Raw genomic sequence first — 25,642 nt, 5'->3', positions numbered from 1 at the left:
CACCGCAGGGCCGGATTCATCCGGTCAGCAACGCAGCAAAGACACATCCAATCGCAGGAGCTCGACATGAGCAATACCCGCGCCCGCAAGGGCATCATCCTGGCCGGTGGCTCGGGCACCCGGCTGCACCCGGCCACGCTGGCCGTCTCCAAGCAACTGCTGCCGGTGTACGACAAGCCGATGATCTACTACCCGCTGAGCACGCTGATGCTGGCGGGCATTCGCGACATCCTGATCATCTCCACCCCGCAGGACACGCCGCGCTTCGAGCAGTTGCTGGGCGACGGCGCGCGCTGGGGCCTGAACCTGCAATACGCCGTGCAGGCAAGCCCCGACGGGCTGGCGCAGGCATTCATCATTGGTGCCGACTTTATCGACGGCGGGCCGAGCGCGCTGGTGCTGGGCGACAACCTGTTCTACGGCCACGATTTTGCCAAGGGCCTGGCCTCGGCCAGCACCAACGCCGCCGGCGCCAGCGTGTTTGCCTACCCGGTGCTCGACCCGGAGCGCTACGGCGTGGTCGAGTTCGACGCCGAAGGTCGCGCGGTGAGCCTGGAAGAAAAGCCCGCCAAGCCCAAGAGCCGCTACGCCGTCACCGGTCTGTACTTCTACGACGAACGCGTGGTCGACGTAGCCCGCAATCTCAAGCCCAGCCCGCGTGGCGAGCTGGAAATTACCGATGTGAACCGCCAATACCTCGACTGGGGCGCACTCGACGTGCAGGTGATGGGCCGTGGCCACGCCTGGCTGGACACCGGCACCCACGAGAGCCTGCTCGAAGCCGGCATGTTCATCCAGACGCTGGAAAAACGGCAAGGCCTCAAGGTGGGTTGTCCGGAGGAAATCGCTTGGCGCAAAGGCTGGATCACCGGCGAACAGCTCGCCGAACTGGCCACGCCGCTATCCAAGAACGGCTACGGTCAGTACCTCAAGCGACTGCTCGAAGACCGGGTGTTCTGATGCAAGTGACCGCCACCGATTTGCCCGAAGTGATGATCATCGAGCCCAAAGTGTTCGGCGATGCGCGCGGATTCTTTCTCGAAAGCTTTAACGCCAAAGCCTTTGCCGAGGCCACCGGCGTGGACCTGCCCTTTGTGCAGGACAACCACTCGCGCAGCGCGCAGGGCGTGTTGCGCGGCCTGCACTATCAAATCAAGCAGGCGCAAGGAAAGCTGGTGCGCGTGGTGCGCGGCGCGGTGTTTGATGTGGCCGTGGATGTGCGCCGCAGCTCGCCCAACTTCGGCCGCTGGGTGGGGGTGGAGCTGAGCGAGGACAACAACCGCCAGCTGTGGGTGCCACCGGGTTTTGCGCACGGCTTTCTGGTGCTGTCGGACAGCGCCGACTTCCTCTACAAAACCACCGACTACTACGCGCCCGAACATGAGCGTAGCGTGTTGTGGAACGACCCTGCCATCGGCATCGACTGGCCGCTGCCCGGCGAACCGCTGCTCTCGGGCAAGGACAAGGCCGGGGTGTTGCTCAAGGATGCCGAGGTGTTCGCATGAAGCTGCTCGTCACCGGCGCGACCGGGCAAGTGGGCTGGGAGCTGGCGCGCAGCCTGATGCCGCTGGGCGAAGTGGTGGCGCTCGACCGCGCCGCCTGCGATCTGTCCGACCCGCAAGCGGCCGCCGCCGTGGTGGCGGGCTACGCGCCGGACGTGATCGTGAATGCCGCGGCTTACACCGCGGTGGACAAGGCCGAGAGCGAGTCCGAGCTGGCCCACCGCATCAACGCCGAAGCGGTTGGGGCGTTGGCTGATACCGCTCGCGAATTGGGCGCGCTGCTGGTGCATTACTCCACCGATTATGTGTTCGATGGCCGCCAGGCCACGCCCTATACCGAAACCGATGCCACCGCGCCGCTCAATGTCTATGGCGCCAGCAAATTGGCCGGCGAGGCGGCGATTGCCGCCTCCGGCTGCGATCACCTGATCCTGCGCACCACCTGGGTGTACGCCGCGCGCGGGCAAAACTTTGTCGCCACCATGCTGCGCCTGTTCGCCGAGCGCGAAGCCCTGCGTGTGGTGGGAGACCAGCACGGTGCCCCCACCTGGGCCCGCAACATCGCCGACGCCACCGCCGGGCTGATCTGCTGGGCGCAAACGGCGACCGCCGCAGGCGATCCGGTGCAGCGCACTTTCAACCTCAGCGCCGCCGGCGAGACGACCTGGCACGGCTTTGCCGAAGAGATCCACCGCCTCGCCGTGCAGCGCTGGCCCGATCACCCGTGGAAGCTGCGCGAGATCGAATCCATCCCCACCAGCGCCTACCCAACGCCCGCCGCGCGACCCCACAACTCGCGGCTCGACAGCGCGCGGCTCGCGGAAGAAACCCGCATCGTTATGCCCCACTGGCGCGACGCGCTGCTACGTTGCCTCGAAGAGCGGATCGCCCCATGAATCGCGTCGGGCGGACCCGGGTGCGCATCGATCGGCGATTGCCGATCGCGCCAAAACCCCGATGTTGGCACCGCGTCGGGCGGATAAGCGAAGCGCATCCGCCGCCATCGCAACGAAGCCGCACCACGGTGGATGCGCCTGCGGCTTATCCGCCCGACGTTTGTCGAAAAACCGGATCCCGATGAGCGGATTTGAAAACTATCAAAGAGACGCCACCGCGCTTGATCGCGAAATGGTGGTGCGCGGCTTGGTGCTTGGCCTCGACTGGGACGACGAGGCCCAAATGATGGCCCTCGCACGCGAAGCCCTGAGCTGCACACCGAAACACATCGAAGCCTTGGTGCGCGACCCCAACCCCCGGCTCAAAGCCAAGGGCGAACTGTTCGCCTTGGGCGTGCTGATGCTCAAAACCATGGCCGAAAGCGCCACCATCGGCATCCACTCCCACGGCGGCCACGCTTGGAAAGCCTTCGGCCACGCGCTCCTCCAACTCAGCGACATCGCCCGCGCCGAAACGCCGGATACACCCCCCGCCACGTAGGCTGGGCGGCTCGCCGCCCACCAGCAACGACCGACTCGAGCCCAGATCATCCGCATCGGGCACGTCCACCACCGATCACCACCTGGCAAGCAATCCAACCGACCGGCGCCGTCCTGCGCGGCACCGCCCGTTTGGGGGGCATCAAAGCAAACCACCCTACGACGCTGACATGACCACCGCTTTGCCCAGAGCGCGACGGCGCCGAGTCGGGCGCAACGAAAAATCCATTTGCATATGACATGTGCGTTGCTGTAAGGTTTGGCCTCCACATGATTAGAGGTCAAAAAAATAATGAAAAACGGATATTTGATGGCGTTTTCGGTCGGGCTGTCGATGGTTGCCATTCCGGCGTCTGCTGCGGTGCCTGGCGTGGGTGATCTGTCGTTTGTGGCGATCAACGCGAGTGAAGATGGCTTTGCCCTTGCATCATTTGTTGATCTGATCGCCGGTACGCAACTGTTTGTGACCGACAAAAGCTGGAACGGTTTGACGGTGGGGGCTGGTGGGGCGTTTGATTCGGGTGAGGGCGTGCTCAGCTGGACCTTGTCGAGTGCGCTATCGGCCGGCAGTGTGGTGCGTTTTTCGGCGGTGGACTCGGCCGCCAATGTGGCGGTGTCGCATGGCACGGTGTCGCGAAGTGGGAGCTTTTCGCTGGCGCAAACCAACGAGAGCGTGATGCTGTATCGCGACGACGGTGTTGGCGGGGTGCTGCCTCTGGCGGCGCTGGGCTATGGCACAAGCTTTGCCAGTGAGATTGCTGGGTCGGGCCTTGAGGCGAAGGCGATTGCGCTTGGCGGGACGGTCAAGTTTGCGGAATACACCGGTGACCGCAGCAGCGCCGGTGGCTTTGGTGGCTATGCGGAGAGCGTCGGCGATCCGTCGCAGTGGGCCAAACTGTCGAGCGGCGATGTGTCGCTGATGGCGCCCAATCTAACGGCGTTCACGGTGATGGCGCCGGTGCCGGAGCCCGAGACCTACGCCATGCTGCTTGCTGGCTTGGGGGTGGTCTCTGCGGTGGCGCGACGTCGCAAGCACGTGGGCTAGCATCTGACGCGGTTTCAATGCATGGCAAAAGGGCGCTGAATCTCTACGATTCAGCGCCCTTTTTACGCGTTGCTGCACGTCGGTGTGGTTTCAGTCTGGCAGGCGCCGCTCCAGCGCAAACAGGTCGGCGATGTTTTCGCGTTCGCGGATGAGATGGCATTGCTTGCCGTCGACCATGACTTCCGCCGCGCGGGCGCGGGTGTTGTAGTTGCTGGCCATGGTCATGCCGTAGGCGCCGGCCGAGAGAATGGCGAGCAGATCGCCGTCGGCGACTTTGAGTGCGCGGTTGCGGGCGAGGAAGTCGCCGCTTTCGCAGATGGGGCCGACCACATCGTAAGTCTGGGCGGGCAGGTCGCGCGCGATGACCGGCACGACTTCATGGAAGGCGTCGTAGAGCGCGGGGCGGGCGAGGTCGTTCATGGCGGCGTCGACGACGGCGAAGTGCTTTTCCTGGCCCGGCTTGAGGTATTCGATTCGGGTCAGCAGCAGGCCGGCGTTGCCGACCAGTGAGCGGCCCGGTTCGAGCAGGATTTCTTCGCTGCGCTCGGCCAGTGCCTTGAGTACGGGGGCGAGGTAGTCGTCGGCGACCGGCGGGGTTTCGTCGGAATAGCGAATGCCCATGCCGCCACCGATATCGATGTGCGCGAGGGTGATGCCTTCGGCGGCCAGTTGCTCGACCAGCGTGAGCACGCGCTCGGCGGCTTCGCCGGCGGGGGCGGGGTCGAGCAGTTGCGAGCCGATGTGCGAGGCGATGCCCTTGATGGCGATGCTCGGCAGCGTGGCGGCCTTGCGGTAGAGCGCGAGGGCGTCGTCGAAGGCAACTCCGAACTTGTTGTTCTTCAGCCCGGTGGAGATGTAGGGGTGGGTCTTGGGGTCGACGTCGGGATTGACCCGGAAGGCGATCGGCGCGACCTTGCCGCACTCGGCGGCCACATGGGCCAGCCGGTCCAGCTCTGCTGCGGATTCGACGTTGAAGCAGCGAATGCCTGCGTCCAGCGCCTGACGCATTTCGTCCGAGGTTTTACCCACGCCCGAGAACACCACCTTGGCAGCATCACCGCCGGCAGCGATCACGCGCTGCAGCTCACCACCCGAGACGATGTCGAAACCCGCACCGAGGCGGGCGAAGGCGTTGAGGATGCCGAGGTTGGAGTTGGCCTTGACGGCATAGCAGATGCTCGCCCGACGACCGGCCAGCGCGTGCTGATAGGCTTGAAAGGCTTCTGTCAGCGCCGCGCGGGAGTATACGTAGGTGGGCGTGCCGAATTGTTCGGCAATGGCGGTCAGCGGAACGGCTTCGACCTGCAGGGCGGCGTCGCCCGTGAGGGTCGGCATGGGATAGGCGGTCATTGTGCGGAGCGGGGGGCTTGGGGTTTGGTACTATCCGCAGCGTTGGCAGCGGGTCGTTCCGGAATATAAAGATCGCCCTTGATGCCGCAGGCAGCCAGCAGGAAGGGCAGGGCGAAAAACAGGACGGCGCGTCGGATCGTCATTGATGGGCCGGAAAAAAAGCAAAATCGTAGCAGAAAGGGGGTGAGGCATGGATGAATCGACATTTGTTGCCGTGGCAGAGCGGGAACTGGAAAAGATCGAATACGCGCTGGAAGCCTGCGGCGCGGAGCTGGATGTCGAGGTGCAGCCGGGCGGTGTGCTCGAGGTGAGCTTTGACGATGACAGCAAGCTGGTGATCAATCGCCATGTGGCCGCGCAGGAAATCTGGCTGGCGGCACGCAGCGGCGGCTTTCACTTTCGGCTGCAGAATGGGCAGTGGGTGGATACGCGCGGTGGCGAGGAGCTGTATATCGTGCTGTCGCGGGTGACCAGCGACCAGGGCGGCCGTGCGGTAACGGTGATGCCGGCGGCCTGATCAATAAAAAAGGCGGGGCGACATGAGGGTGTTGCCCCGCCGTGCGAGCTTGGAACGCGCCGCCGCTACGGCGTGCGCCCGCCGTCAGCGCTGCGGCATGGCGCTGATTGAATTCGGCCGACGGTTGATGGCCGGCGCGGGTGTGGGGCGCAGATCCTCTACCGGCGCGGGCGCCTGCGTTCTGGGCACCACGGGCATCGGCGGCGGGGCGCTGCGGCGACCACCAAAGAGCTCTGCCGGGAAGGCCGGAATCGCTTCGTTGGGCGCTTCCATCGCCACGCTGCCGTCTTCGAGCATCATCTCGGGCAGCTCGGGCGGCATCGGCGCTTCGTTTTCGGCATAGACCCAGTCGGGCTCGACATCGGGCCGTGCGCTGATGTGGTTCAGGCGACTCGGCTGCGGAATCTTGGTTTCGGGTCGGCCTTCGAGCGCGACCTTCATGTAGTCAATCCAGATCGGTAGCGCGGTGGCACCCCCGGTTTCGCCGCGGCCGAGATTCTTGGGCTGGTCGAAGCCGACCCAGGAGATCGCCACGACCTCCGGGTTGTAGCCGCAGAACCAGGCATCGACATAGTCATTGGTGGTGCCGGTCTTGCCGGCCAGGTCGCCTCGCTTGAGCTTGAGCGCCCGCGTGGCCGTACCTGCCCGAACGACTTCCTGCAGCATCGAATCCATGACGAAGGCGTTGCGCTCGTCGATGACCTTGGCGGCGGTCTTGCCGGCCACCGGCGGGTCGACCTTGGCGATGGTGTTGCCGGCGTCGTCGAGGATCTCCTTGATGACATAGGGCTGCACGCGATACCCGCCATTGGCGAACACCGCGTAGCCAGTGGCCATCTCCCAGGGCGTGGCGGCGCCGGCGCCCAGTGCCATGGTGAGGTAGGCAGGGTGGTTTTGCGGCGGGAAGCCGAAGCGGCTGATGTAGTCCTGCGCGTAGTTCGGGCTGACCGATTGCAGCAAGCGAATCGATACCATGTTTTTCGATTTGGCCAGCGCACGGCGCAGGGTGATCGGGCCTTCATATTTGTGATCGTAGTTGCCGGGCTCCCACTCCTGGCTGCCGGTGACACCGGCAGGGAAGTACAAGGGCTCGTCTTCGACATAGGTGCCCGGGCTGTAGCCGCGTTCCAGCGCGGCGGAGAAGATGAAGGGCTTGAAGCCGGAGCCGGGCTGACGCATGGCTTGCGTGGCGTGGTTGAACTTGTTGCGGTAAAAGTCGAAACCGCCGACCAGCGCGCGGACAGCGCCGGTGTCGGAGTCGATGGCCACCAGCGCGCCTTCGACGTCGGGGAGTTGAGTGAGCTGCCAGCCGTCCTTCTTTTCGTCGCGGATGCGCACGATGGCGCCCGGCCGGATGCGTTTGGCAGCCGGGGCCTTCTCGCTGAGCATGGGGGCGGCAAAGCGCAAGCCCTTGTCGCCGATGGTGATGCTCTTTCCGCCGCGATAGACCGTGACCGATTTCGGGCTGGCTTGTGTCACGACGGCGGCGAGCATGTCGCCATAGTCGGGCACCTCGCCAAGTGCGGTTTCGATCGCTTCATTGCGCAGATCGCCGGCGGGCGGAAGCTCCATGAATTTTTCGGGGCCGCGATAGCCATGGCGGCGATCGTAGGCCAACAGACCATCGCGCAGCGCCTGATAGGCGGCTTCCTGCTCGTCCCGGGTGATGGTCGTGATGATGCGGATGCCCAGCTCGTAGGCCTTGTCCTCGAACTGCTCAACGGCGATCTGACGGGCCATCTCGGCGACGTAGTCTGCGTGGAAGAACGAGGTTTCATTGCGATCGGCGGCCGAGGCTTTGGCGGTGCGGATCGGCTCGGCGCGGGCGGCTTCAAGCGTGGTGTCATCGATGAAACGCAGCTCGTGCATGCGGCGCAGCACATAGTGCTGGCGCAGCTGGGCGCGACTCGGGTTGACGACGGGGTTGTAGGCCGATGGTGCCTTGGGCAGGCCGGCCAGCATGGCGGCTTCGCCGACGGTGAGCTCGCTCAGCTGCTTGCCATAGTAGGTGCGTGCGGCGGCGGAGAAGCCGTAGGCGCGGCGGCCGAGGTAGATCTGATTGACGTACAGCTCAAGAATCTGGTCTTTGCTGAGATTTTGTTCAATCTTGAGTGACAGCAGAATTTCGTAGAGCTTGCGGGTGATGGTCTTTTCGCGCGTCAGGAAGAAGTTTCGCGCCACCTGCATGGTGATGGTCGACGCGCCCTGCGCCTTGCCGCCGGAGATCAGATTGGCGGAAGCGGCGCGCGCAATGCCCAGCAGATCGACCCCGGGGTGCTCGTAGAAGCGCTCGTCTTCGGCCGAGAGAATGGCGTGCTTGAGTACCGCCGGCACATCGGTGATCGTGACAAATGTCCGGCGCTCTTCGCCATATTCACCAATGAGATGCCCGTCCGAGGTGTAGATTCGGAGGGGGATCTTTGGGCGGTAGTCGGTGAGGATTTCAAGCGACGGAAGCTTCGGCCACGCGAATGCCGCCACTGCAGCCAAAGTGGCGACACCCATGACCGCCAGCCCCATCAGGGCGAAAAACGGGTAAAGAACCCAGCGCATGCGTCGTAAATGTCCTGTAGATGAGTCGTGGCGATTATACGGGCGCAGGCGCAACGGCTCCAATGAATGACGCTGGAAAGCGATTCTTTACACATGCCATCGTTGTTGCTAGCATTGAAGCGTTTTTTCACATGTTGCGCCTAACATGAAGAAATTTAAGGGTTTTCTTTGTGATCAACTTATCGGTTTTTAACCCGAAGGCGCGCCCACTTGTGGGGCTCGATATTTCTTCCTCGGCGGTCAAGCTCGTTGAGCTCTCTGGCGGCCTCAAGGAAGGGATTCGAATAGAGCGCTATGCGGTCGAGCCCCTGCCTCGTGACGCGGTCACAGACGGGAACATTGCCAATCTCGAAGCAGTCGCCGAGACGATCAAGCGCGCGCTAAGGCGCATGGGCGCTGGGGTCAAGCAAGTTGCCATGGCCTTGCCGGCATCGGCGGTCATCACCAAGAAAATCCTGTTGCCCGACGGCCTGCGTGAGCAGGAGATGGAGGTGCAGGTCGAGAGCGAGGCCAACCAATACATCCCCTTTGCGCTGGATGAGGTGAATCTGGACTTCCAGGTGCTGGAGGAGTCTCACGACGTGCCCGGCGAAATGGACGTCCTGATCGCGGCCTCCCGCAAAGAAAAGGTTGAAGACCGCGTGGCTGCGGCCGAGGCGGCAGGCCTGAAGGCCGTGATCATGGATGTCGAGTCCTTCGCCGCGCAGTCGGCGTTCGATTTCGTCTGCCAGCAGCTACCTGAGAAAGGCAAGGGCGCGATCATCGCGCTGGTCGATATCGGCGCCAATCAACTCAACGTCACTGTGTTGCGCGACGGGGTGCAGGTTTATACCCGCGAGCAGGCCTTTGGTGGCCACCAGCTGACTCAGGATATTGCCCGGCACTACGGCATGAGCGCCGAAGAGGCCGAGGCGGCCAAGCGTTCCGGCAGCCTGCCGGAAAACTACGCCAGTGAGTTGCTGCGCCCCTTCATGGACAGCCTGGCACTTGAGGTGTCGCGCGCGCTGCAGTTCTTCTTTACCTCCACACAGTTCAATCAGGTTGATCACATCGTCCTTGCGGGTGGCTGTGCCGTGATCTCCGGGCTAGCAGAAGTGGTGGGCGGGCGTACCCAGGTCGATACGGTGGTCGCCAACCCCTTTACCAAGATGCAGTTGTCTTCCAAGGTTCGCCCCAAAAATTTGATGGCGGATGCGCCTTCGCTGCTGGTGGCGTGCGGCCTGGCTTTGCGGAGGTTTGATTGATGATTCGAATCAACCTGCTGCCCCACCGTGAAGAAAAACGCCGTCAACGGCGTCAGCAGTTCTATCTGCTCGCGGGTGCGATGGTGGTACTTGGGGCGCTCATTGGTGTGTTGGTCAGCACCATTATTGGCGGCGTTATTGAAGCTCAGGAAGACAAGAACAACTTTCTGAAAACCGAAATTGCCAAACTCGACAAGGATATCGCCGAGATCAAACGGCTTCGGAGTCAGATCGATTCCTTGCTGGCACGCAAGCAGGTGATCGAATCTTTGCAGGGGCATCGCGCCGAAACGGTTCATTTGCTCAACGAACTGGTGCGCCAGACCCCCGAAGGCGTTTTCCTTCGTTCCATCAAGCAAAACGGCCTGAAGGTGACGCTCATTGGCTATGCGCAGTCGAATGCGCGGGTGTCGACCTTGATGCGTAACCTGGACGGTTCCGAATACCTTGGACAGCCGACGCTGGTTGAAATCAAGACCGCGACACTCAAAGAAATGGATGATCGCCGAGTCAGTGAATTTACGCTTGATATCAGTCTTGAGCGGCCCAAGGAAGAAGACAAGGTCGCCGTGGCAGGAGGGGCGGTGAAATGAAATCATCGACACCTAAGACCCGTCGGCAGCCATCGATCGATCTGAATCGAATCGCAGATGATTTTCGTGGGCTCGACCCGAACGATCCTGGCGTGTGGCCACTGGCGCCGCGAGTAGTTTTTCTGGTCGCCATTCTGGTCGCGACCGTAGCGGGTGCGTGGTGGTTCTTCTGGCAGGACCAGATGGATACGCTGACGCAGCGCGAAGCGGAAGAGGTGACGCTGCGGGCCGACTGGGTTGGAAAAAAACGTCAGTCAGTCAATCTGGATGAGCATTTGCAGCAGCTCGCCGAGATCGACCGCCAGTTTGGTGCCTTGCTCCGTCAGCTGCCCAACCGGGCGGAGATGGATTCCTTGCTCGCCGATATCAACCAGGCCGGCCTGGGGCGAGGCTTGCAGTTTGAGCTCTTCAAGCCGGGGGGCGATGTCATCAAGGAGTTCTACGCCGAGATGCCGATCGCGATTCGACTGGTTGGTCAGTACCATGACTTGGGTGCGTTTGCGGGTGATGTGGCGAAGATGCCGCGGATTGTGACCTTGAACAATCTGGCCATCGAGCGGCCGAAGCCCGGCGAACCACTGAAGATGGATGCAACAGCGGTGACCTATCGTTATCTCGACGAAGAGGAACTCGCTCAGCAACAACAAGCCGCGGCGCAAGCCAAGAAGCCGAGGTGAGGGCGCCATGAAAAAGTGGATATTTCTAATTCCCGTGATCTTGGCCGCATGTACGGCCGAGCAGGACGACCTGCGATCCTGGATGGCCCAGCAGGAGGCCGGCATGAAGGGGCAGGTGAAGCCCCTTCCGGAGATCAAACCGTTTCCGGTGGTCGACTACGATGCCTTTGCGCAGATCAATCCGTATGACGCCGACAAATTCGTTGCGGCGCGTGCAGTGGTGGGCGGCGGACGGGCGCCTGACATCAATCGTCAGAGAGAACCCCTTGAGTCCTATCCACTGGAGTCGTTGAAGATGGTGGGTGTATTGCTCAAGACAGGCGCCTCGCACGCGCTGATTGACGCGGGGGGCAGCATTTATCAAGTCCGCTCGGGGAATTACATGGGCCAGAATTTTGGCGTTGTGACCAGCATTTCGGAGTCGGAAGTGACGCTGACGGAACTGGTTGAAGATTTGAACGGCGACTGGGTCGAGAGAACGAGTGCGCTGTACTTGCAAGAGCAGCAGGAGACGACGCAATGAAGTTCAATATGGGTTACTTTGTGGTCGCTGCGGGCTTGTGGATGGCGCAGGCGACGTCGCCGGTGATGGCTCAGGCCACGATGGCCGAATCTGTCACAACAGACAATGCGATTGAAGCGCTGGATGTGTCCCGTCAAGGGGCGAGCATCTACGTGAAGGTGCGCCTGAAAACACCGCTGGCGCAGCCGCCGGCGAGTTTCAGCGTTGCCAGCCCCGCGCGCATCGCTTTCGATTTCCCGGGGACGGGCAACGAGCTCGGTCGCAGCCTTCAGACGATTGACGAGGGCGATCTGCGCAGCGCGAATATCGTCCAGGTGGGCGATCGTACGCGGCTCGTGCTGAATCTGGTCAAATTGACACCTTATGACACGAGGGTTGAGGGGCAGGATGTCGTGATCGCGCTCTCCCCTGTTCGTCGTGAGCCGTCCGAGCTTCGCCCCAATGATCGCCCGTTTGCGAGCTTCGCCGAAACCAATCGTTCGGCGGCTACGGCGGACGGGAAATTCGTGCGTGACATCAACTTCCGCCGCGGTACCGAGGGTGAGGGGCGGATTGTCGTCGAATTGAGCGATCCGGATACCGGCATCGATATTCGCCAGCAGGGCGACGCGTTGGCGGTTGATTTCCTCAAGACCAAGTTGCCAGAGAATCTGCGCCGCAAGTCGGATGTGACCGATTTCGCCACGCCGGTGACTGAATTTGTCGTGCAGCCGCAAGGCGCCAATACCCGCCTGCTGATCAAGCCCAATGGCTTGTGGGAGCACAACGCATATCAGAGCGACAATCAGTTTGTGGTTGAGATCAAGCGTGTTGTCGAAGATCCGAAGAAACTCGTTCAGGGTGCGCGCGGGAAGTTTCAGGGTGACAAGTTGTCGCTGAACTTCCAGAACATCGATGTGCGTTCGGTGTTGCAGGTCATCGCTGATTTCACCGACTTCAACATCATTACCAGCGACACGGTTCAGGGCAGCCTGACCCTTCGCCTCAAGGATGTGCCGTGGGATCAGGCGCTTGACATCATTCTGCAATCCAAGGGCTTGGACATGCGCAAGCATGGCAACGTGATCTGGATCGCCCCGCGCGATGAACTGGCCGCACGCGAAAAGCTTGAACTCGAAGCCCTGGCGCAGATCGGTGATCTGGAGCCGCTGAAGACCGAGAGTTTCCAGATCAACTACCACAAAGCCAAGGAGATCTTTGATTTCCTCAAGGACAAGAATCAGACGGTGTTGTCCAAGCGCGGCAGCGTTATCGTGGATGAGCGCAGCAACAAGGTCTTCGTGACGGATGTGGGGACACGCCTGGACGACTTGCACCGATTGATTCAGGAAATTGACATTCCGCCGCGTCAGGTACTGATCGAGGCGCGAATTGTTGAAGCCGACAAAGGGTTTGCGCGGGACTTGGGCGTGCGGATGGGCATTCACATGCCGAATGCACCGTTTGGCGGCCCGGGCGGAAGCCGTGCGGTGATCGGCGGCGGTTTGGGCGACACGGGCTTCCATACCGGTCAAACGTCGACCACGCCAGACTTCTTCAGTGACAGTCTGGGCGTGAATCTGCCGGCGTCTCCGTCGACTGGCACGCCGTCGCAGTTGTCGCTGATCCTGTTCAATAGCGCCGCCACCCGCTTTCTCAATCTCGAACTGAGTGCTTTGGAAGTGGACAATCGTGGTCGTGTTGTGTCGAGCCCGCGGGTGCTGACGGCCAACCAGGTCGAGGCGATCATGGAGCAGGGCACGGAGATTCCGTACCAGTCGGCAACCAGTTCCGGCGCAACCAGCGTTCAGTTCCGCAAGGCGGTGCTGTCACTGAAGGTGCGTCCGAACATCACACCGGACGGCCGGGTCCAGCTATTTGTCGATGTGAATAAGGACAAGCCGGGCGCGACAGTGCCTGGCGGCGTGGCCATCGATACCAAGCACGTCAAGACCGAGGTCATGGTCGAGAACGGGGGCACGGTCGTGATCGGTGGCGTGTATGAGGAAGAAGAGACCAAGCAGATCAATCGCGTTCCGTTCCTCGGCGAGATTCCGGTGGTCGGCGCTTTGTTCCGCAATACGCAGCAGGTGTCCAATCGCAAGGAATTGCTGGTGTTCATCACGCCGCGTATCGTGACGCAAGCGTTGTCGCTGCGGTAAGCCCATGGTGTCGGCTGGCGCGGCAAAGGCCGACACCTTGGTGACGCGTTTGACCCCCTGCATTGTTTTGGTGGGGATGATGGGCGCAGGAAAAACGACGGTGGGGCGCGAGTTGGCTCGGCGCTTGCACCGTCGTTTTGTTGATAGCGACCATGAAATCTGTGCGCGTACCGGCGTGTCGGTGCCAGTCATTTTCGATGTCGAGGGTGAGCCGGGTTTTCGCCGGCGCGAGTCGCAGGTGATTGAGGATCTGTCGCAGGAGCGCGATCTGGTTCTCGCGACCGGTGGTGGCGTCGTGCTTGCAGAAGAGAATCGCAAGGTGCTGCGTGAGCGGTGTCTTGTGATCTACCTCGATGTGCCGCCTGCCGTGCTTTGGGAGCGCACACGCCACGACCGGAATCGACCGCTGTTGCAGGTCGAAGATCCGCGTGGTCGGATCGAGTCGCTCTATCATGAGCGGGATCCGCTTTATCGCGCCGTTGCGCATGTGGTTGTCCCCGGGGGCCGTGGTAGCGCAAAATCGATGCTTCGAAAGATCGAGAAGGCTCTGGAACTTGCATGCGAAAACTGACGGTTGCACTGGGTGAGCGTAGTTATCCGATTCTGATTGGCGAAGGTATGCTCGATAGCGCTGACGCGATCGCGGCTGCCGTAAATACGCCGCGCGTGGCCATCGTGACCAATGATGTGGTGGCGCCGCTCTACCTCGATCGTCTGACCGCGACCCTGGCCCGGGCCGGCATTGCCTACGATAGCGTGGTCTTGCCCGATGGCGAGGCCCACAAGAACTGGCAGACGCTGAATACGATTTTTGATGCCTTGCTGGCGGGGCACTTCGACCGGAGCACAACGCTGGTCGCGCTCGGCGGCGGGGTGGTGGGTGACATGGCCGGTTTTGCGGCAGCAACCTATCAGCGCGGCATTCCCTTCATTCAAATCCCGACCACTCTGCTCTCGCAGGTGGACTCCTCCGTTGGTGGAAAAACGGCGATCAACCATCCGCTCGGCAAGAACATGATTGGCGCGTTTCACCAACCGCAGTTGGTGCTGGCGGATACCGCGGTGTTGAACACATTGCCCGATCGCGAGTTGAAAGCGGGCTTGGCAGAGGTGATTAAGTACGGTCTGATTCGTGACCCCGCGTTTTTCGACTGGCTGGAGAGTCACATCGACAAGTTGCTCGGGCGTGATCCTTTGGCGCTGGCCGAGGCCATCGAGCGTTCCTGCGCCAACAAATCCCAGATCGTGTCGGAAGATGAAACCGAGCGTGGTGTGCGCGCCCTGCTCAATCTTGGCCACACGTTTGGACATGCCATCGAAGCCGGGATGGGCTTTGGTGTCTGGCTGCATGGCGAGGCGGTTGGTGCCGGCATGGTGATGGCGGCGACTTTGTCGCAGCGCCAGGGCTGGCTGTCGATGCAGCAATATGAGCGGACGGTCGCGCTGATTGCGCGCGCTGGCCTGCCGGTGCTTGGCCCGCGGCTTGGTGCGGCCCGTTATCTTGAGCTGATGGCGCATGACAAGAAGGTCGAGGCCGGACGCCTTCGACTTGTGTTGCTGCGCGACATCGGCGACGCCGAGATTTTCTCCGATGTGCCCATCGCAGATATCGCTGCGGCGATTGACGCCTGCTGCGAGAGCGCATGATGTTGGCCGGCTACGCGATTACCGAAGAAAACTCACGGGGCCGTCGGCAGGCCGAGGCCCAGCCGACCGCGCGAGGCGAGTTCCAGCGGGACCGTGACCGTATCATCCACTCCACCGCGTTTCGGCGCCTGGAGTACAAAACCCAGGTGTTCGTGAATCACGAAGGCGATCTGTTCCGGACCCGGCTGACGCACAGCATCGAGGTCGCCCAGATAACCCGCACCATCGCGCGTGCGCTGGCGCTGAACGAAGATCTGGCCGAGGCGATTGCCTTGGCGCATGACCTCGGCCACACGCCTTTCGGCCATGCCGGTCAGACGGCGCTCAATACCTGCATGAAGGCCTACGGCGGCTTCGAGCACAACCTGCAGTCCTTGCGCACGGTCGATGTGCTTGAAGAGCATTACGCCGAGTTCGACGGGTTGAATCTCACCTATGAAACCCGCGAGGGCATTCTCAAGCATTGTTCGCGCGACAATGCGGCGACGCTCGGCGCGCTTGGGCAGCGCTTTCTCGATGGCACGCAACCTAGTGTTGAGGCGCAATTGGCCAATCTGGCCGATGAGATTGCCTACAACAACCACGATGTCGACGATGGCCTGCGCTCCGGCCTGATTACGCTGGAGCAGCTCAACGATGTCGAGATCTTTGCCGTGCAACGACGGGAAGTCGAGGCGCGCTACCCGACGCTGTCCGGCCGGCGGCTGATCCACGAAACCATTCGTCGCATGATCAACCTGATGGCCGTGGATCTGATCGATCAGACCCGCCAGAACATCGTTTCAGCAGGGGTGCAGACACTCGACGATGTGCATGCCGCGCCGCGTCTGGTGGCGTATTCCGACAGCCTGCGGCCTTCGCTGAATCGTCTCAAGGTCTTTCTCCGCGAGAACCTCTATCACCACTATCAGGTGTTGCGCATGACCGATAAAGCGCGGCGCATTATCGTCGATCTGTTCGGCGCCTTTCTGGCCGATCCGCGCCTGTTGCCGCCGCAGTATCAGCGGCGGGCCGACACCGATGCCGCGCGCGCCATCGCCGATTACATCGCCGGCATGACCGATCGCTACGCCATGAAAGAACACCGGCGCCTGTTTGCCGTTGGCGAGATTCACTAATCATTTCCCTTTTTGCGCACTGCAAAAAAGTACTTGAAGGCCTGAGGATCGGGCTGTATATTCGAGAGTCCGCCAAGTGTGTTCGTAACGGCGCCGCCAAGTGCGTCGTGTAGAGCCGGTGCGCAAGCGACCGGCTTTTTTGACGCCTGCCGTAATCGCGTTGCCGAGCCCCACCGGTTTGACGCCGGATGACGGGCAGGCACGAAGTGTCGAGGAAAAAGTATGAGCATTCCCCACAAGCAGGGCCTTTATGACCCCGCCAACGAACATGACGCCTGCGGTGTCGGTTTTATTGCCCATATCAAGGGTGAAAAACGCCACGATATCGTGATTCAGGGTCTCGAGATCCTTAAAAACCTCGATCACCGGGGCGCCGTGGGTGCGGACGCACTCCAGGGCGATGGCGCGGGCTTGCTGCTTCAGCTGCCCGACCAGCTCTACCGCGAGGAAATGGCCGCTCAAGGCGTGACCCTGCCGCCTGTGGGTGACTACGGCGTCGGCATGGTGTTCATGCCCAAAGAGCACGCCTCGCGCATGGCCTGTGAAGAAGAAATCGAGCGCGCCATCCGTGCCGAAGGGCAGGTGGTGATCGGTTGGCGCGATGTGCCGGTCAATCCCGACATGCCGATGTCGCCGACGGTACGCAAGACCGAGCCGATCATCCGTCAGATCTTCATCGGCCGCGGCGCGGACATCATGGTGACCGACGCGCTCGAGCGTAAGCTCTACGTGATCCGCCGTCGCGCCGCCAACGCCATCCAGCGCCTGCAGCTCGAGCACGCCAAAGAGTTCTACATGGTGTCGATGTCGGCGCGCACCATCGTCTACAAGGGCCTGCTGCTGGCCAACCAGGTGGGTGAGTACTACCTCGACCTGGTCGATCCGCGTACGGTCTCGGCGCTGGCGCTGGTGCACCAGCGTTTTTCAACCAATACGTTCCCCAAGTGGAACCTGGCGCACCCCTTCCGCATGATCGCGCACAATGGCGAGATCAACACCCTGCGCGGCAACTACAACTGGATGCGCGCGCGTGAAAAGGGCGTCGCCTCTCCGTTGCTGGGCAAGGATCTGGAAAAGATCTGGCCGCTGATCTACCCGGGGCAGTCCGACTCCGCCGCCTTCGATAATGCGCTCGAACTGCTGGTGATGGGCGGCTACACCATGGCTCACGCGGTGATGATGATGATCCCCGAGGCCTGGGAGTCGCACACCCTGATGGGCGAGCAGCGCCGCGCCTTCTACGAATACCACGCCGCCATGATGGAACCGTGGGATGGCCCCGCCGCGGTGGCCTTTACCGACGGCGTGCAGATCGGCGCTACGCTCGACCGTAACGGTCTGCGTCCGGCGCGTTATCTGGTGACGGATGACGACCTTGTGGTGATGGCGTCCGAGTCTGGCGTGCTGCCGATCCCGGACAGCAAGATCGTCAAGAAATGGCGCCTCCAGCCCGGCAAGATGTTCCTGATCGACATGGAGCAGGGCCGCATCATCAACGATGAGGAGCTCAAGGAGTCGCTCGCCACGGCCAAGCCGTATCGCGAGTGGAACCAGCGCATCAACATCAAGCTCGATGGCCTTGAAAAGTCCGACGCGACAGTCGCGACCGAATGCCGCGCCAGCTTGCTGGATCGCCAGCAGGCCTTTGGTTTCACGCAGGAAGACATCAAGTTCATCCTCGAGCCGATGGCCCGCGCCGGCGAAGAAGGCACGGGTTCGATGGGTAACGACGCGCCGATGGCCGTGTTGTCGAGCAAAGAGAAGCCGCTCTACAACTACTTCCGTCAGCTCTTCGCGCAGGTGACCAACCCGCCGATCGATCCGATCCGCGAGCAACTGGTGATGTCGCTGGTGTCCTTCATCGGCCCGCGTCCCAACCTGCTTGAAATCAACGAGATCAACCCCCCGTACCGCCTCGAAGTGACGCAGCCGGTGCTGAACTTTGCCGATATGGCAAAGATCCGCAACATCGCGCGCTACACCGGCAACAAGTTCCGCTCGGCCGAGCTGGACGTCTGCTACCCGGTGGCCTGGGGCAAGGCTGGCGTCGAGGCGCGTCTCGCCTCGCTGTGCGCCGAAGCCGAAGATGCGGTGGAGCAGGGCTTCAACATCCTGGTGGTGTCCGACCGCAATGTCGACGCCCAAAATGTCGCCATTCCCGCGTTGCTGGCCACCTCCGCCATTCACCAGCATCTGGTGAGCAAGGGCCTGCGCACACGTGCCGGCCTGGTGGTCGAAACCGGCACCGCGCGCGAAAACCATCACTTTGCCGTGCTCGCTGGCTACGGTGCGGAAGCGGTCCACCCCTACCTCGCGCTCGAAACCCTGCAGACGCTGGCCGGTGACGCCGAGGCCGGCGAAAAGGCCATCGCTCACTTCGTCAAGGCAGTCGGCAAAGGTCTGTGCAAGATCATGTCCAAGATGGGCATCTCGACCTACATGTCCTACACCGGCGCGCAGATCTTCGAAGCGGTCGGTCTCAAGCAGAGCCTGCTCGACAAGTACTTCACCGGCACCACCAGCCAGGTCGAAGGCGTTGGCGTGTTCGAGGTCATGGAAGAGACGATGCGTCTGCACCAGAAGGCTTTCGGTGACGACCCTGTGCTGGCCGAATTGCTCGATGCGGGTGGAGATTACGCCTACCGTGTGCGCGGCGAAGAGCACATGTGGACGCCGGATACCATTGCCAAACTGCAACACGCGACACGCGCCGGCAAGGCGGATACCTTCAAGGAATACGCTCGCCTGGTCAACGACCAGACCAAGCGCCACATGACCATGCGCGGCCTGTTCGAGATCAAGGTCGCAGGTGCGCCGGTGCCGCTCGACGAAGTCGAGTCGGCCAAGGAAATCGTCAAGCGTTTTGCCACCGGCGCCATGTCGCTCGGTTCGATTTCGACCGAAGCGCACACCACCCTCGCCGTGGCGATGAACCGCATCGGCGGCAAGTCAAACACCGGTGAAGGCGGCGAAGATCCGAAGCGTTTCATGCCGGTCACCAAGCCGACCAAGCTCTCCGAGCTGATCGGTGCGGGTCGTATCGAGCGCGATCTCGACCTGTCGCCGGGCGATAGCCTGCGTTCGTCCATCAAGCAGGTGGCCTCGGGCCGTTTCGGTGTCACGACGGAATACCTGGCCAACGCCGATCAGATCCAGATCAAAATGGCCCAGGGCGCCAAGCCCGGTGAGGGCGGTCAGCTGCCCGGCCACAAGGTGTCTGAGTACATCGGCTTCCTGCGTCACTCGGTGCCGGGCGTCGGCCTGATTTCGCCGCCGCCGCACCACGACATCTATTCGATCGAAGACCTGGCGCAGCTGATCCACGACCTGAAGAACGCTAACAGCAAGGCCTCGATCAGCGTCAAGCTGGTGTCCGAGATCGGTGTCGGTACTGTGGCCGCCGGTGTGACCAAGGCCAAGGCCGACCACATCGTGATCGCCGGTCATGACGGCGGCACGGGCGCTTCGCCCCTGTCGTCGATCAAGCATGCCGGTTCGCCGTGGGAACTCGGCCTGGCCGAAACCCAGCAAACTTTGGTGCTCAACCGCCTGCGCTCGCGGGTGCGGGTGCAGGTTGACGGTCAGATGAAGACCGGTCGCGACGTGGTGATCGGTGCGCTGCTTGGCGCCGATGAATTCGGCTTCGCGACCGCCCCGCTGGTCGTCGAAGGCTGCATCATGATGCGCAAGTGCCACCTCAACACCTGTCCGGTCGGCGTGGCCACGCAAGACCCGGAGCTGCGCAAGCGCTTTACCGGCCAGCCCGAGCACGTGGTCAACTTCTTCTTCTTCATCGCTGACGAAGTGCGCGAGCTGATGGCTCAGCTGGGCATTCGCAAGTTCGACGACCTGATCGGCCGCTCGGACCTGCTCGACATGCGGAAAGGCATCAACCACTGGAAGGCGCGCGGTCTCGACTACAGCCGCATCTTCTATCGTCCGGACGTGCCGGCCACGGTGGGGCGTCACCACACCGAAGATCAGGATCACGGCCTGGAGAAGGCGCTGGACCAGGAGCTGGTCAAGCAGGCGGCCCCGGCCCTGGAGCGCGGCGAAGCGGTGAAGATCAACTTGCCCGTGCGTAACCTCAACCGCACTGTCGGCGCCATGCTGTCGGGCGCGGTGGCTACCAAGTACGGTCATGCCGGCCTGCCGGACGACACCATCCACATCACGCTGTCCGGTACGGCCGGGCAGAGCTTCGGCGCCTTCCTGGCCCGTGGCGTGACGCTGGATCTGGTCGGTGAAGGCAACGACTATGTCGGCAAAGGCCTCTCGGGTGGCCGTATCGTCGTGCGTCCGGATGCCAAATTCCGTGGCGACACCGCCGAGAACATCATCATCGGCAACACCGTGCTGTACGGCGCGATCGAAGGCGAAGCCTTCTTCGCCGGCGTGGGCGGTGAGCGCTTCGCGGTGCGCAACTCCGGCGCCACCGCCGTCGTCGAAGGCGTGGGTGACCACGGCTGCGAATACATGACGGGCGGTACGGTGGTGGTGCTCGGCGAAACAGGTCGCAACTTCGCTGCCGGCATGTCCGGTGGCGTGGCCTACGTGTTCGACGAGGACGGCAGCTTCGCTGGCCGCTGCAACATGGCGCAGGTCGCGCTTGAGCCGGTCGAAGAAGAGTTCGTCGCCCGTCAGGGCACCGAAGAAGGCGATGACCTGGAATCGCATGGCCGCGTCGATGTGCGTCACCTGGGGTTGGCCGACGAGGCCATTCTCAAGGGGCTGATTGAAAAGCACGCCCAATACACGGGCAGCGCCACCGCCAAGCGGATTCTCGAACACTGGTCGAGCTATCGCGCCAAGTTCGTCAAGGTAATGCCGCACGAGTATCGTCGCGCGCTGGCCGAAATGGCCGCGCAGAAGAAGCAACTGGAGGCTGCATAAGATGGGTAAGCCCACCGGATTTCTCGAGTTTCATCGTCTCTCCGAGGCCAGCCAACCGGCCGATGCGCGGGTGCAGAACTACAAGGAGTTCCTTTCCCGCCTCTCCGATGAGGAGTCGGCGGTGCAGGGGGCGCGCTGCATGGACTGCGGCATTCCGTTCTGTAACAACGGCTGCCCGGTCAACAACATCATTCCGGACTGGAATGACCTGGTGTATCGCGGGCAGTGGGAGCAGGCCATCCGTGTCCTGCATTCGACCAACAACTTCCCCGAGTTCACCGGCCGCATCTGTCCGGCGCCCTGTGAAGCGGCGTGCACGCTGAACATCAACACCGACGCGGTGGGCATCAAGTCCATCGAGCGGGCGATCATCGACAAGGCCTGGGAAAACGGCTGGGTCAAGCCGCAGCTGCCGCAGCGCAAGACCGGCAAGAAGATTGCCGTGGTCGGCTCCGGCCCCGCCGGTCTGGCCGCCGCCCAGCAGCTGGTCCGTGTCGGTCATGACGTGGTGGTGTTCGAAAAGAGCGATCGCGTCGGCGGCCTGCTGCGCTATGGCATCCCCGACTTCAAGCTCGAAAAGTCGGTCATCGACCGTCGCATCGAACAGATGCAGGCCGAAGGCGTCGAGTTCCGCACCAGCGTGTGTGTGGGCGCCGTGCCGGGTGTGCCGGGTGTGGCCAACGACGGCAAGGAAATGGTCTCGGCCGAGCAACTCACCTCCGAGTTCGATGCGGTGATTCTGGCCGCCGGCTCCGAAGTCCCGCGCGATCTGCCGGCCCCTGGCCGTGAGCTTGACGGCGTGCATTTCGCGCTCGAGTTCCTGATCCCGCAGAACAAGGAGGTCGCTGGCGACGGCGCTAACCCGATCAGTGCCAAGGGCAAGCATGTGGTGGTGATTGGCGGTGGCGACACCGGCTCCGACTGCGTCGGCACCAGCTATCGCCACGGCGCGGCCTCGGTCACGCAATTCGAAGTCATGCCGCAGCCGCCCGAGGAAGAAGACAAGGCGCTGACCTGGCCGTACTGGCCGCTCAAGCTGCGCACCTCGTCCTCGCACAAGGAAGGCGACACCCGCCGCGAGTTCGCCATCTCCACCCAGGAGTTTGTCGGCGAAAACGGGCAGGTCAAGGCACTGCGCACCGCGCGTCTGGAGTGGAAGGACGGCAAGATGATCAGCGTGGCGGGCAGCGAAGAAACCTACCCGGCCGATCTGGTGCTGTTTGCCATGGGCTTTACCAACCCGGTTGGATCGTTGCTTGGCGCCTTCGGTGTCGACAAGGATCCGCGCGGCAATGCCAAGGCCACCACGGACGGCGAAGGCTGCTACGCCACCAACGTCGCCAAGGTGTTTGCGGCGGGTGACGTGCGTCGCGGCCAGTCGCTCGTTGTCTGGGCAATTCGCGAAGGTCGCCAGTGTGCCCGTGAGGTGGATGCGTTCCTGATGGGTTCGTCTGAGCTGCCGCGTTAAGCTGCGGCGACCTTCACGAACCGCCCAGCGGGTCTATTGGAACGCGCCCTTCGGGGCGCGTTGCGCGAAGGTCGCCAATGTGCCCGTGAGGTCGATGCGTTCCTGATGGGGGCGTCCGAGCTGCCGCGTTAAGCGACACCTCGTGTGTAATGAAAAAGGCGGCCGTGGCCGCCTTTTTCTATTTAAAACAACGTGTTGTGCGAATCAGGTGGTAGGTGCGTAGCCCGGATGCAGCGTAGCGGAATCCGGGAACGGTGGCGACTCAACCGATGATCCCGGATTCCGGCCTTTGGCCTGCATCCAGCCTACGGATCGCCGTGACAAGCGATCAGCGGCCGATCAAATCCAGCGTATGCCGGGCAATCATCCACTCTTCGTTGGTCGGGATGACGGCGATGGCGACCTGGCTGTCGGCCTGATCGATGCGACGGGCGTCCTTGGCGTTGGCTGCCGTGTCCAGACTGAGCCCGAGCCAGGCCGATCGGGCGATGATGGCTTCGCGCACCGCGGCGGCGTGCTCACCAATGCCGCCGGTAAACACCACGGCATCACAACCCCCGGCCGCCGCGGCCAGTGAGCCCAGTTCGCGTGCGGCGCGATAGCAGAACAGGTCGATCGCTTCGCGCGCTTCGGGTGCCGGCGAGGCGAGCAGGTCGCGCATGTCGGCGCTGAGGCCGGACACGCCCAGCAGGCCGGATTCCTTGTACAGCAAGCGCGTCAAGGCGGCGGAATCGAGTCCTTTCTGGTCCATCAAATACAACAATACGCCCGGGTCGATGCTGCCGCTGCGGGTGCCCATCATCAAGCCGTCGATGGCGGTGAAGCCCATGCTGGAGCCCACGCTTTTGCCGTCGCGCATGGCGCACATGCTGGCGCCGTTGCCCAGGTGGGCGACGATCACCGCGCCATGCGCGCGTTCGGGGCCAATGACCTCCGGCAGCTGCCGGCTGATGTATTCATACGACAGACCATGAAAGCCATACCGGCGAACGCCCTCTTCGTGCAAGGCACGCGGGAGTGCGAAGCGCTGCGCGAGGGCGGGTTGTGTGCGATGGAAGGCGGTGTCGAAGCAGGCCACCTGCGGCAGTTGCGGCATGATCCGGCCGACCGCGCGAATGGCACGCAGATTGTGCGGTTGATGCAGTGGCGCGAGCGGTTCGAACGCAGCCAGCTCGGTCAGCAAGGCGGGGTCGAGCTGGATCGGCGCGCTATGGGCGGCGCCGCCATGCACGACCCGGTGGCCCACCCCGATCAGGTCAAGACGCGGGGTGTGCGTCTTCATCCAGTCGAGCAGAAAATCCAGTGCGCCCTGATGGTGGCTGTCCTGATCGTTGCCGGCCGGGTGCGGCACGCTGGATTCGAAGCGCTCGCCGGTGGCGGCGCGTGCGTGCAGGCGCGGGTGTGTGCCAATGCCTTCGATCTGCCCGGCGAGGGCGGGCGCATCGGCCAGGTCCGGCTCGACCGGGTAGAGCGCAAACTTCAGGCTCGACGAACCGGCATTGAGAACCCAGAGTGCCTTCATTGGACGACTACCCCGCGACGGTGGTGGGCCATCAGCTGCGCGATGGCGCAGGAGGCGGCACGGGCTTCGGCGGTGTCGGCGCGGCTGGTGAGGACGATGGGCACCTTGGTGCCGACCACCACGCCGGCCAGGACGGCGTCGGCAAAGTATTCGAGCTGCTTGGCCATCATGTTGCCCGACTCGAGATCGGGCACCAGCAGGATGTCAGCGTTACCGGCCACCGCCGACACGATGCCCTTGGTTTTGGCGGCGACCAGTGAGATGGCATTGTCGAAAGCCAGCGGGCCGTCGAGGATGCCGCCCTTGATCTGGCCGCGATCGGCCATTTTGCACAGCGCGGCTGCGTCGATGGTCGAGCGCAGCTTGGAGGTGACCGTTTCGACCGCCGACAGGATGGCGACCTTGGGCTCGATGATGCCCATGATCTGCGCCAGCTCGATGGCGTTCTGGACGATGTCGACCTTCTCTTCCAGCGTCGGCTCGATGTTGATGGCCGCGTCGGTGATCAGCAGCGGGTGCGGATAGGTCGGCACTTCGGCGATGAACACATGGCTGATGCGGCGCGCGGTGCGCAAGCCGTGGCTGCGGTTCACCACCGCGCTCATCAGCTCATCGGTGTGCAGCGAACCTTTCATCAACACTTCGACCTCGCCCTTGCGCGCCATGGCGACGCCGGTTTCGGCCGCCGCATGGCTGTGCGGGACGTCGACGATGCGAATGCCGGTCAGGTCAAAGCCTTCTTCTTCGGCGACGGCGCGGATCTTGGCCTCGGGGCCGATCAGGATGGGGATGATCAGTCCTTCGTCAGCCGCCTGCAGCGGGCCACCCAGCGATGCCGCGTCGCAGGGGTGGACCACCGCCGTTGGCACGGGGGCCAGGCCGGTGGTCAGCGACAGCAGGTGCTGGTAGCGCAGCTCTTTGTCGGAGATGGTCACCTCCGGCAGGCTGATGCGCGGACGCTTGATCTTCTCGGTCGGGGCGGCGACTTCCGCCGTGCCGTCAATGACCTTCAGTCCATCCTGGTTGATGGCCACGCAGTCGAAGATGATATGCGAGTTGTGGGTGAACTTCTCGCGGCAGGTCACGGTGATTTCCAGCGTGTCGGCGATGCCGACCGGGCGCCAGAACTTGAGCGACTGAGAGATGTACACCGTGCCGGGGCCGGGAAACTCGGTGCCCAGGATGGTGGAAAACAGGGTGCTGCCCCACATGCTGTGACCGACGACTTCGCGGAACTGACTGGAGCGCGCGAATTCGGGGTCCACATGGGTGGGGTTGACGTCGCCGGACATGGCGGCGAACAGATGAATGTCGTTGGGCTTGAGCGTGCGGATGAGGCGCGCTTGATCGCCGATGGCGATCTCGTCAAAGGTGCGATTCTCGATGTACTGATGGACGGCCCGGTGCATGATT

General features: G+C 62.6%; 21 protein-coding genes. 16 read left to right on the top strand and 5 right to left on the bottom strand.

Going from position 1 to position 25,642, the window contains the following annotated elements:
* The first annotated feature begins 66 nt into the window (after positions 1 to 66).
* From rfbA to FHP89_RS05695, 5 genes are all read left to right on the top strand, one after another.
* The gene (gene rfbA / locus FHP89_RS05715) at positions 67 to 960 is read left to right on the top strand and encodes a glucose-1-phosphate thymidylyltransferase RfbA (RefSeq protein ID WP_144175437.1); all 894 of its coding nucleotides are present in this window, start codon (positions 67 to 69) and stop codon (positions 958 to 960) included.
* On the top strand, positions 960 to 1,505 hold the full coding sequence (rfbC, locus tag FHP89_RS05710) for a dTDP-4-dehydrorhamnose 3,5-epimerase (RefSeq protein ID WP_144175439.1): 546 nt from the start codon (positions 960 to 962) through the stop codon (positions 1,503 to 1,505). Before rfbA ends, rfbC begins: the two co-directional genes overlap by 1 nt.
* Positions 1,502 to 2,398 (top strand): dTDP-4-dehydrorhamnose reductase, encoded by an 897-nt coding sequence (gene rfbD / locus FHP89_RS05705; RefSeq protein ID WP_144175441.1) that lies wholly within the window; start codon positions 1,502 to 1,504, stop codon positions 2,396 to 2,398. The genes rfbC and rfbD overlap by 4 nt, the downstream gene beginning before the upstream one ends.
* A 181-nt stretch (positions 2,399 to 2,579) precedes the next feature.
* The gene (locus tag FHP89_RS05700; RefSeq protein ID WP_144175443.1) at positions 2,580 to 2,939 is read left to right on the top strand and encodes a hypothetical protein; all 360 of its coding nucleotides are present in this window, start codon (positions 2,580 to 2,582) and stop codon (positions 2,937 to 2,939) included.
* 309 nt (positions 2,940 to 3,248) lie between these two features.
* Positions 3,249 to 3,983 carry a PEP-CTERM sorting domain-containing protein gene (locus tag FHP89_RS05695; RefSeq protein ID WP_186300819.1) on the top strand — a complete coding sequence of 245 codons (735 nt, stop codon included), beginning with the start codon at positions 3,249 to 3,251 and terminating at the stop codon, positions 3,981 to 3,983.
* 90 nt (positions 3,984 to 4,073) lie between these two features.
* Here the strand turns inward: FHP89_RS05695 and lysA are convergent, their stop codons facing one another.
* Together lysA and lptM are read right to left on the bottom strand one after the other, a co-directional pair.
* Entirely contained in the window at positions 4,074 to 5,318 is a 1,245-nt protein-coding gene (lysA, locus tag FHP89_RS05690) for a diaminopimelate decarboxylase (protein WP_260851494.1), read from the bottom strand.
* An 11-nt stretch (positions 5,319 to 5,329) separates the two neighbouring features.
* Positions 5,330 to 5,476: an LPS translocon maturation chaperone LptM gene (gene lptM, locus FHP89_RS21335; RefSeq protein ID WP_144309075.1), complete on the bottom strand. Its 147-nt coding sequence runs from the start codon at positions 5,474 to 5,476 to the stop codon at positions 5,330 to 5,332.
* 47 nt (positions 5,477 to 5,523) lie between these two features.
* On the opposite strand from lptM, the gene cyaY reads away from it, so the two are divergent.
* Entirely contained in the window at positions 5,524 to 5,850 is a 327-nt protein-coding gene (gene cyaY / locus FHP89_RS05680; protein WP_144175452.1) for an iron donor protein CyaY, read from the top strand.
* 84 nt (positions 5,851 to 5,934) lie between these two features.
* Here cyaY and FHP89_RS05675 read toward each other — a convergent pair whose 3' ends face one another.
* Positions 5,935 to 8,403, bottom strand: a complete 2,469-nt coding sequence (locus FHP89_RS05675; protein WP_144175454.1) for a PBP1A family penicillin-binding protein — start codon at positions 8,401 to 8,403, stop codon at positions 5,935 to 5,937.
* A 170-nt stretch (positions 8,404 to 8,573) separates the two neighbouring features.
* Between FHP89_RS05675 and FHP89_RS05670 the strand changes: the two genes are divergently transcribed.
* From FHP89_RS05670 to FHP89_RS05625, 10 genes are all read left to right on the top strand, one after another.
* On the top strand, positions 8,574 to 9,647 hold the full coding sequence (locus FHP89_RS05670; protein ID WP_144175456.1) for a pilus assembly protein PilM: 1,074 nt from the start codon (positions 8,574 to 8,576) through the stop codon (positions 9,645 to 9,647).
* Entirely contained in the window at positions 9,647 to 10,240 is a 594-nt protein-coding gene (locus FHP89_RS05665) for a PilN domain-containing protein (RefSeq protein ID WP_144175458.1), read from the top strand. Before FHP89_RS05670 ends, FHP89_RS05665 begins: the two co-directional genes overlap by 1 nt.
* The gene (pilO, locus tag FHP89_RS05660; RefSeq protein WP_144175460.1) at positions 10,237 to 10,917 is read left to right on the top strand and encodes a type IV pilus inner membrane component PilO; all 681 of its coding nucleotides are present in this window, start codon (positions 10,237 to 10,239) and stop codon (positions 10,915 to 10,917) included. The genes FHP89_RS05665 and pilO overlap by 4 nt, the downstream gene beginning before the upstream one ends.
* A 7-nt stretch (positions 10,918 to 10,924) precedes the next feature.
* Positions 10,925 to 11,440: a pilus assembly protein PilP gene (locus FHP89_RS05655; RefSeq protein WP_144175462.1), complete on the top strand. Its 516-nt coding sequence runs from the start codon at positions 10,925 to 10,927 to the stop codon at positions 11,438 to 11,440.
* On the top strand, positions 11,437 to 13,581 hold the full coding sequence (pilQ, locus tag FHP89_RS05650) for a type IV pilus secretin PilQ (protein ID WP_144175464.1): 2,145 nt from the start codon (positions 11,437 to 11,439) through the stop codon (positions 13,579 to 13,581). Before FHP89_RS05655 ends, pilQ begins: the two co-directional genes overlap by 4 nt.
* Positions 13,582 to 13,585: 4 nt before the next feature.
* Positions 13,586 to 14,152 carry a shikimate kinase gene (locus FHP89_RS05645; protein WP_144175466.1) on the top strand — a complete coding sequence of 189 codons (567 nt, stop codon included), beginning with the start codon at positions 13,586 to 13,588 and terminating at the stop codon, positions 14,150 to 14,152.
* Positions 14,140 to 15,228, top strand: a complete 1,089-nt coding sequence (aroB, locus tag FHP89_RS05640) for a 3-dehydroquinate synthase (protein ID WP_144175468.1) — start codon at positions 14,140 to 14,142, stop codon at positions 15,226 to 15,228. The genes FHP89_RS05645 and aroB overlap by 13 nt, the downstream gene beginning before the upstream one ends.
* Entirely contained in the window at positions 15,225 to 16,346 is a 1,122-nt protein-coding gene (locus FHP89_RS05635) for a deoxyguanosinetriphosphate triphosphohydrolase (protein WP_144175470.1), read from the top strand. Before aroB ends, FHP89_RS05635 begins: the two co-directional genes overlap by 4 nt.
* A gap of 222 nt (positions 16,347 to 16,568) precedes the next feature.
* Positions 16,569 to 21,239 (top strand): glutamate synthase-related protein, encoded by a 4,671-nt coding sequence (locus tag FHP89_RS05630; RefSeq protein ID WP_144175472.1) that lies wholly within the window; start codon positions 16,569 to 16,571, stop codon positions 21,237 to 21,239.
* A gap of 1 nt (position 21,240) precedes the next feature.
* Positions 21,241 to 22,707 (top strand): glutamate synthase subunit beta, encoded by a 1,467-nt coding sequence (locus tag FHP89_RS05625; RefSeq protein WP_144175474.1) that lies wholly within the window; start codon positions 21,241 to 21,243, stop codon positions 22,705 to 22,707.
* Positions 22,708 to 23,035: 328 nt separating this feature from the next.
* On the opposite strand, the gene FHP89_RS05620 is transcribed toward FHP89_RS05625, so the two are convergent.
* Together FHP89_RS05620 and FHP89_RS05615 are read right to left on the bottom strand one after the other, a co-directional pair.
* Positions 23,036 to 24,229 (bottom strand): acetate/propionate family kinase, encoded by a 1,194-nt coding sequence (locus FHP89_RS05620; protein WP_144175476.1) that lies wholly within the window; start codon positions 24,227 to 24,229, stop codon positions 23,036 to 23,038.
* A complete protein-coding gene (locus FHP89_RS05615; RefSeq protein WP_144175478.1) occupies positions 24,226 to 25,638 on the bottom strand; it encodes a bifunctional enoyl-CoA hydratase/phosphate acetyltransferase in 1,413 nt (470 codons plus the stop codon). Before FHP89_RS05615 ends, FHP89_RS05620 begins: the two co-directional genes overlap by 4 nt.
* Positions 25,639 to 25,642: the final 4 nt, after the last annotated feature.

This window comes from Denitromonas ohlonensis, assembly GCF_007625205.1.
Classification (GTDB): Bacteria; Pseudomonadota; Gammaproteobacteria; order Burkholderiales; family Rhodocyclaceae; genus Nitrogeniibacter; species Nitrogeniibacter ohlonensis.
Note: the sequence above shows the minus strand (reverse complement) of the source record. Positions and strands in the feature narration are given on the sequence as shown.